This is a genomic window from Clostridium sp. CF012 (assembly GCF_018861755.1).
Lineage (GTDB): Bacteria > Bacillota > Clostridia > Clostridiales > Clostridiaceae > Clostridium_AD.
This window is the reverse complement of record NZ_JAHLEF010000129.1, coordinates 1-679: the sequence shown is the minus strand read 5'-3', so window position 1 is coordinate 679 and position 679 is coordinate 1. Positions and strand designations below refer to the sequence as shown.

Annotated in this window: 1 protein-coding gene; it reads right to left on the bottom strand. The window is 29.2% G+C overall.

What is annotated here, in order from left to right; translation table 11 throughout:
• Positions 1 to 392 precede the first annotated feature (392 nt).
• Positions 393 to 611 (bottom strand): DUF3892 domain-containing protein, encoded by a 219-nt coding sequence (locus tag KPL50_RS26670; protein WP_216301475.1) that lies wholly within the window; start codon positions 609 to 611, stop codon positions 393 to 395.
• Positions 612 to 679 lie beyond the last annotated feature (68 nt).

The following is a 679-nucleotide window of genomic DNA, read 5'->3' as shown; positions in this document are numbered from 1 at the left end:
CCTATTTCTCTGTTTAATTTTCAAAGACCAATTTGCTTTGTCATCATGTGACGACTTCTACAAGTATATCTGTTATTGCTTAAGTTGTCAACAGTTTTTTTAAATCATTTATCTGTTGTTGCCTTATGCTTTTTTACTTTATTGCCACTTAATCTCAGCGACAAGTAATATAATATCATCTTTGACCATAATCAGTTTTAGTCTTTTTCTTTAATACGACAATTATATGTATTAATCTCTGTAATACTCTTGTATCGTAAACTTTCTTTATACTGACACACTAGGGATAGTATACCTATCAAAATTAATTAATTCTATTTATTACTAACAAGTAAAATATATGCCCCTACATTAATTAGAAAAGTAAATGAAGAGGCCTTAACCATTTTATATTAGAAAGTTGGGAGATTATCTAAATTATCTTCTGTAGTACTATTTGATGATGACTTTATAACATCATTTCCATTTCTATTTTTACCAACGATTACTGACTCTACTGTCCCTACCTTTGCTAAAGCTACCGCTTTGCTCACATCCAATTCTTCACCAGCACTAGTTAATACATTTGTAATATCTCCATCTGCATTTTTTCTAACCTTAACTATCATCATAAAAATACATCTCCTCATCAATTAGTATAAGTATAGCTCAATTGTTAACATTTTTTACTACCCTATTG

Excerpts from the sequence above, each read along its gene's own strand:
- KPL50_RS26670 (WP_216301475.1), bottom strand. The coding sequence starts at position 611 with ATGATGATAGTTAAGGTTAGAAAAAATGCAGATGGAGATATTACAAAT.